The sequence below is a fragment of the Paracoccus sp. (in: a-proteobacteria) genome (genome assembly GCF_046289755.1).
Lineage (GTDB): Bacteria > Pseudomonadota > Alphaproteobacteria > Rhodobacterales > Rhodobacteraceae > Paracoccus.
The window spans coordinates 20,634-27,319 of sequence record NZ_JBKBVD010000049.1 but is presented as its reverse complement, the minus strand read 5'-3'; the positions used below and the strand labels follow the sequence as shown (position 1 = coordinate 27,319).

The window sequence follows — 6,686 nt, the reverse complement described above, 5'->3', positions numbered from 1 at the left end:
TGGTGCTGCAACCGATCGCCAACCTGCTGGCCGAGGAAGCGAGCGACAAGCTGGGCGATGACATCACGATTGACGTGGTGCGCCCGATGCAGGCGTTCGACCACGGCGGCAAGGCCCGCGCCTTGGGCGCCATGCTGCAGGCGATGGCGACCGCGAAAGAGGCCGGACTGGACGGCGTGACAGTGCAGGACGCGCTGCAATTCATCGACTGGCAGGATTAACGGGATAGGGGTGGGTGCCCCCTGCGGCTGATCTGACCGCGAAGCATCTGGGATCAGACGGCGAGTGCCCGGTTTATTCATGGCCGAAAACCCCGTCATGGCGCGGATGCGGGAACCTACGCAGCGCGGCGCAGGCTGTCACGGCGGACACCGGGGGCAGCCACTCAACCCAATTCTGTAGTTAACTCTTCGCCAGTGATCGCATGAAAATGACTTGTGCGTCAGGGTTAGATGGATCGTCGGAGATGCCAAGTTCTAAGCGACCGGCGAGCGGAGACTTTCCGATGTGGCTGTTTGCCATGCGCAGCAATGCCTCACGCTGTTCCCTTGTCTCACCCGACATCACCAACTCCATCAACGCGTAGAGCCGTGAGAAATCTTCGATTGGCGGAGAGGGCGCCGGAAACTTCTCTTCCAGCGCTGCCACCATCTCCCGCGACAGGCTGCGGCGTGTGTCTTTGGTCGCAGCCTCGATCCTGTCCTTGAGGTCCGCTGGCAACATAAGTTTGAACTGAACAAGCTGATCGAGTTTTTCCATGAAAGCGAATATGGACAAGGATTGTCCTTGACGCCACGGACATTTTTCGTCCATATGGACATAAAATGTCCTCGGAGGTTTCCATGCCGGATCACGTTCAATTCAAGCTGAACCTGCCAGCTGATGTAAAGGCGTGGCTACGTGAGCAGGCCGCCAAGAATGTTCGTTCGCAGGGTTCCGAGATCGTCGCCTGCCTGCGCGAACGGATGGAACGCCAGGACGCCCAGACCGCCTAAACCCAACCTTGGAGAGCTCAATGAACATCGAACAACGCGCCTGCGCGACCGATACCGGCTTGTCTAATAGAAGTGCCCCCTGCCGCACGCGAGTAGCAGGCCTGCCCGCAGGCACCCGCGACCGCCTCGCCCTCTTTGCCGAGTGGACTGGGGCCGATCCGTTCCCGCCGGAACGCATTGTCGAGGCCGCAGAGGACGGCCACACCTTCACCGACGACTTCCTGCGCTACTGCAACGACAACGGACTGTCCCTCGATTGGGTCTGGCTGGCCGATGAGCGCGGACTTGTGATTGCGGCGTACGACGCGGCGAAAGGGCGTGACGCATGAAAACGGCAGATGACTACCGGGTCGAGCGCGACGAGTTGGGCGCTAGACTGGCAGAGGTCGAGAACCTTGCAGCAACTCTTTCTGTCATTTCGGATCAACTGGAACAGATCGAGGCGCGCGGTGAATTGCACCTGCTGCGCAATGCCGTTGTCGGACTAAGCCGCGCGCTGACGCGTGAGATTGAACGGGACGCAGCGTGACGTCCATTGCATGGCTTGCTACGTCGTGGTAAGGTGTGTCATGCAGATCGCAATGTACACGCCTGAGCTGACCCCGGAAGAAGCGCAACGCTTCTGGATGACGCCTGTTGAGGTGTGTCGCCTTGCGGCAGTCGGAGAGTCCAGCGACCCGAAAGTGAAGAAGCTGCTCAACACTCTGTCGGATAGAGGGCACGTGCCCTTCGTGAAGTCCGGGGCCGCCAAAACGGCCCCGAGACTGTATTCGTTGGTTTCGGCGGCGATGCTTCGCACGATTTACGAGGTGATCGAGGACGGCCGCACCTATCGCTACGCGGAACCTGTGGCGCAGGCCGTGGCCGACGCGATGCTGAAGGCAGTGGCGAAGTTCCGCGACATTATCGAGCTGGATTCCACTATCGGAGGCGCGAGGATCGTCTTCTCTGGCATGACGAAGGAAGGAACCCCACGTCATGTCAAATGGACAGGCGAGGCCGTGTCCGGTGGCTTGGACATGGCATATTCCGTCTTCGATGCAGGGTACCTGATCTACCGCGTTGCAGAGATCTATGCTGACTTCTGGCACGGCGACCTTGTTGCCCGTGGGATTGTCAAACCCGCTTCTGCCAAAGCGATTCGCTATAGCGAAGACGGCTATCCCATCTGGGAGGATGAGGCTTGACCAACCGCCCCGCCATCCTTCCTGACTACACGACCCCGGCAGAGCTGGCGGCGCACTTCGGTATGTCCGAGCGGACCTTGCGGCAAAAGGCGGTAGCGACGCAGGCTTGCCGCACTCTCGGCAAGACAATGATCTTTCTCCCCGAGGATATCCCGGTGCTGATGGAGGCATTGAAGCCATGTCCCTCGAAATCTTCAAGCGCGGCGCGATCTGGCACTATCGAGGTTCCGTTGCTGGGCGACGACTACGCGGCACTACGGGAGCGTCTGACCGCAAAATCGCAGAGAGGATCAAAGCCGAGATCGAGGCAAAAGCCTGGAACCGGCACCTCGACGGGCCGGGGGCAGGGCTGACGATGGCGCAGGTGTTCAGCGCCTATCTTGATGCTGAGAGATCCGAGCGATTCCTCTTGAAGCTGGTTGACCACTGGAAAAACACGCTCGTCTCGGAAGTTTACCCTGAAACGATCCGGCGTGCTGCGAAGGTCATCTATCCCACCGCCAATGAACCGACATGGAACCGGCAGGTCATCAAGCCGACTCAGGCCGCGATCAACTATGCGGCGGGTCTTGGCTGGTGCAACCGCATATCGGTGAAGCGCTACAGCGAAAACCCGGAGGTGAAGACGCCAGCGACCATCGAATGGGTGCGGGCCTTCAACGCACAGGCTATCGCGGATGGGCTGCCGCATCTGGGTGCGCTGTGCATGTTCATGTTCGGCACAGCGGCGCGCATCGGTGAATCCAGCCGCTTGCGGTGGGGCAATGTCAACCTGCATCGCCGCATCGCAAGGCTCGACCTTTTCAAGCCGACGCCGTGGAGCCGCGAAGCCCACTTGCCGCCTGAGCTAGTGGTCACGCTGGCGAACCTGCCGAGCAACCGCAAGCCTGACGAGCTGGTCTTTGACTATGCAGGGCGCGGCAGCGTGAGGGGCGCATGGAACAATGTCTGCAAGCGGTCTGGAATCGAGAGGCTGACCCCGCATTGCTGCCGCCACGGCTTCGCAACGTCGATGCTGCACAAGGGCTATGACGTGAAGACTGTGGCCGAGATGGGCGGTTGGAAGGATGCCGCAACCGTTCTGCGGACCTATGCCCACGCGGTCAAGGACAAGACCGTCAGCGACGCCCTTTTTGACACACCAGCGACACAAGGTGCTGGTGAGCATATCTTAACTGACTGCAATATAAAGGAAAAAAGGCAATGACTGCTCACCCTCGTTGGGAGGGGTGTCCCGCGGTGGGACATACGCGTCCCCTGTAAATACTGCAAGCCCTGTTGATCCGACCCCTGCTGAATCTTGCGGGTTCCAACGGAACGGGTCGGGGCCGCGCAAGCCGTCATGGCGCAGATCTGATCAGCGCCGACCGCTACCCTGCCCGCAGGTTGGCCGCGCGCCTGCCCGCCAGAGGCGCACCCCTCTCTGGCGTTGGGAAGGACTTTATCCTAGACCCTTGGCACGCTGACAAAGGATGCTGCCATGCTGACCGCCTCGTTGATCGCCAGTCCCCGGGCCGCCAATCTTGACGATGCCCTGCCCGACGGGCTTGCCGCGCAATGGGGCGGTGGCGGCCCGCGCTGGCTGGCACCCGGAATTGCGGCCGAGTTCGACCTGCCCGACGCTCCGGCCAATGCGGATCAGGTCTGGTCCGACCTGCAAGGCATCGGCATCGACATGGCCATCCAGCGCAGCGCGAATCGCCGCAAACGCATCCTGATCGCCGATATGGACTCGACCATGATCGAGCAGGAATGCATCGACGAACTTGCCGATCTGGCAGGTGTTGGCCCTCGTGTCGCCGCCATCACCGCCCGCGCGATGAATGGCGAGCTGAACTTTCACGAGGCGCTGATCGAACGTGTCTCGCTGCTGGCCGGACTGCCCGAGGCGACCATCGCAGAGGTTCTCGACCATCGCATCACGCTGGCCCCCGGAGGCCGCGCGCTGGTGGCGACCATGCGGGCGCACGGCGCCCATACCGCGCTGGTGTCAGGTGGCTTTACCTCGTTCACGCAGTCGGTCGCGGCTCAGCTGGGGTTCGACGAACACCGCGCGAACACGCTGCTGTCGGAAGAGGGCGTTCTGACCGGCCATGTCGCTTTGCCGGTGCTGGGCCGCGAGGCCAAGATCGAGGCGCTGACCCAGATCGCCGCCCGGCTCGGCGCCTCGCCCGAGGACGCGATCGCGGTGGGCGACGGGGCCAATGACCTTGGCATGATCCAGCTTGCCGGTGCGGGCGTCGCATTGCACGCCAAGCCTGCCGTCGCGGCACAGGCGAGGCTGCGCATCAACCACGGCGACCTGACCGCGCTTCTCTACCTTCAGGGCTATCACGCCGACGAGATCGTCACCGCCTGACCCTGCCCTTTGCCTTGGTCAAAATATCCCGCGGGGGTCGCCGACTGGTGCGCCACTGGTCCGGGGACCAGCCGGCGACGGGGCGCGAAGCCCCCGCGTGCCACCTCGCCACCGAAAGCTCCGCCGATGATCGACCTGACGCTTGACCTCGTCCTGCTGCTGCTGGCCGCCGCCTTTGCGGCAGGCTTCGTGGATGCCATCGCGGGTGGCGGTGGGCTGATCACGCTGCCGGTCCTGATGCTGGCGGGCGTGCCCCCGGCACAGGCGCTGGCCACCAACAAGGTGCAGGGCGCGTTTGGCGCCGCCACGGCGGCGATCAGCTATGCGGCGCGCGGGCTGGTCGATCTGCGCAGCCAGTGGCGGCTGGCGGTGATCGCCGGGCTTGCGGGTGCGGCGGGCGCGGTGCTGATCAGCAATGTGCCCACTGACGGGCTGCGCCTGATCCTGCCGGTGATCCTGATCGCGATTGCCGCGTTTTTCGCGCTGAAACCGGGGCTGGACGATCTGGACCGGCTGCGGCGCATGGCGCCCTGGGCATTCGCGGCGACTGCGGTGCCCCTGGTGGGATTTTACGACGGGCTGATCGGTCCGGGGGCGGGGTCGTTCTACATGATCGCCTTTGTCACGCTGGCCGGATACGGGGTGCTCAAGGCCACGGCGCATACCAAGCTGTTGAATTTCGCCTCGAATATCGGCGGGCTGCTGGCCTTCGCGCTGGTCGGACAGCCGCTGTGGCTGATCGGGGTGATGATGGGGCTGGCGCAGGTTCTGGGGGCGCTTCTGGGCGCGCGGCTGGCCTCGCGCATCGGGGCGCGGCTGATCAAGCCGCTGCTGGTCATCACCTCGTCGGCGCTGGCGCTGCGGCTGATCTGGCAAATGCTGTAAGGGGGGCGACCGGCGCCGCTCTGCCAAGGGACGCCGGCCGGGGACGGGGCAGGCGCAGGGGAATCGCCTGCGCGAAGTAAAGCATCTGCGGGTGTCGGTTTCGTGACGCCATGGTACGGCGACATGAAGCGACTCAGCCGGGAAAACCCGGTGCGCAGCGCAGATCGCCGGTGGCAATGCCCCGCCAGTTGCGGATGGGCGCGGGAAGAAATTGCCCGATCACGGGATCATCGGGGGCCAGAACGCCCAGATGGCGCAAGAGCGCGGTGATGGCCGCCTCGCTGGCGCGGGTGGCGCCATCGGCGATTTTCAGCGCGATGCCCAGACCCCGCTCGGGCAGGATGCCCACGAAGACGCCCTCGGCCCCGGTTTTCAGCGCCGCCTGCCCGGCGCAGGCGCGCATCAGGATGGTGCAGGCCCGGCCCTCGCCCGCGACCAGATCGGGATGGGCGCGCATCGCATCGGTCAGCCGCCGCATGGCCTGACCGCGCCGGTCGGTGCCCGGCGAGGCGAAGGCGGCCATCGCCCGACCCAGCCCCTCCAGCGTGCAGGCCCAGTTGGGGGCCGAGCAGCCGTCGATGCCGAAACCGGGGCTGGTTTCGCCGGTCACCTCTTCAAAGGCGGCCTTGACCGCCTGCTGGACCGGGTGACCCGGTTGTTCGTAATCGGGTCCGCCGCGCAGATGCCGGTTCAGGGTCAGAAAGCCCGCATGTTTGCCCGAACAGTTGTTGTGGCACTGGCAGGGCGCCTCATCGCCACAGGTCAGGCGGCGGTTCTCGTCGCGGTCGCGCGGCATGTGGCTGCCGCAGCGCAGGTCGTCGTCTGCAAGCCCCAGCCCCGCCAGCCAGTCCTGCACCGCGCTGACATGAAGGGCGGCGCCGGAATGACTGGCGCAGGCCAGCGCCAGTTGACGGTCGCTGAGGCCCGCGGCATCGGCGGCCCCGCTTTCGATCAACGGCAGCGCCTGGATCATCTTGCAGGACGAGCGCGGATAGATCACCGATGAGGGTGCCCCCCAGGCTTCGACCACGCCCTGTCTGTCGCAGATCACCGCGTGACCGGCATGCAGGCTTTCGCGCATCCCGCCCCGCCAGACATCAATCATTGCCGCTGCGTGCATCATTCCCCCAGTTTTCCGGCAGATCGCACGGTCGGCGACCCCTGACAATTCCGCGATCTTGCACGCCCGGTCTTTCGTGAGACGCGAATTTCGTTATCCTGACGTCCGATGGTTGAAAACACCACCGCAATCAGAGACAA

Annotated in this window: 9 protein-coding genes and 1 pseudogene; 8 read left to right on the top strand and 2 right to left on the bottom strand. The window is 64.0% G+C overall.

Annotated features, from left to right (window positions below):
* Positions 1-221, top strand: a pseudogene (locus ACK41U_RS15740) (hypothetical protein); the annotation flags it as partial.
* Between the two features lie 181 nt (positions 222-402).
* On the opposite strand, the gene ACK41U_RS15735 reads toward ACK41U_RS15740, so the two are convergent.
* Positions 403-777, bottom strand: coding sequence for a hypothetical protein (locus ACK41U_RS15735; protein WP_409682011.1), 375 nt, complete (start codon positions 775-777; stop codon positions 403-405).
* Between the two features lie 65 nt (positions 778-842).
* Between ACK41U_RS15735 and ACK41U_RS15730 the strand changes: the two genes are divergently transcribed.
* The 7 genes from ACK41U_RS15730 (at position 843) to ACK41U_RS15700 (ending at position 5,426) form a co-directional block, all read left to right on the top strand.
* Positions 843-995, top strand: a complete 153-nt coding sequence (locus ACK41U_RS15730) for an Arc family DNA-binding protein (protein ID WP_409682008.1) — start codon at positions 843-845, stop codon at positions 993-995.
* A 20-nt stretch (positions 996-1,015) separates the two neighbouring features.
* Entirely contained in the window at positions 1,016-1,324 is a 309-nt protein-coding gene (locus tag ACK41U_RS15725) for a hypothetical protein (protein WP_409682005.1), read from the top strand.
* A complete protein-coding gene (locus ACK41U_RS15720) occupies positions 1,321-1,524 on the top strand; it encodes a hypothetical protein (protein ID WP_409682002.1) in 204 nt (67 codons plus the stop codon). Before ACK41U_RS15725 ends, ACK41U_RS15720 begins: the two co-directional genes overlap by 4 nt.
* A gap of 40 nt (positions 1,525-1,564) precedes the next feature.
* Complete coding sequence (locus tag ACK41U_RS15715) at positions 1,565-2,182, top strand: hypothetical protein (RefSeq protein WP_409681999.1); 618 nt, start codon at positions 1,565-1,567, stop codon at positions 2,180-2,182.
* Between the two features lie 178 nt (positions 2,183-2,360).
* Positions 2,361-3,389, top strand: a complete 1,029-nt coding sequence (locus ACK41U_RS15710) for a tyrosine-type recombinase/integrase (RefSeq protein ID WP_409681996.1) — start codon at positions 2,361-2,363, stop codon at positions 3,387-3,389.
* A gap of 273 nt (positions 3,390-3,662) precedes the next feature.
* Complete coding sequence (gene serB / locus ACK41U_RS15705) at positions 3,663-4,541, top strand: phosphoserine phosphatase SerB (RefSeq protein ID WP_409681993.1); 879 nt, start codon at positions 3,663-3,665, stop codon at positions 4,539-4,541.
* 126 nt (positions 4,542-4,667) lie between these two features.
* Positions 4,668-5,426, top strand: coding sequence for a TSUP family transporter (locus ACK41U_RS15700; RefSeq protein ID WP_409681990.1), 759 nt, complete (start codon positions 4,668-4,670; stop codon positions 5,424-5,426).
* A 133-nt stretch (positions 5,427-5,559) separates the two neighbouring features.
* Here the strand turns inward: ACK41U_RS15700 and ACK41U_RS15695 are convergent, their stop codons facing one another.
* A complete protein-coding gene (locus ACK41U_RS15695; RefSeq protein WP_409681987.1) occupies positions 5,560-6,549 on the bottom strand; it encodes an asparaginase in 990 nt (329 codons plus the stop codon).
* Positions 6,550-6,686: the final 137 nt, after the last annotated feature.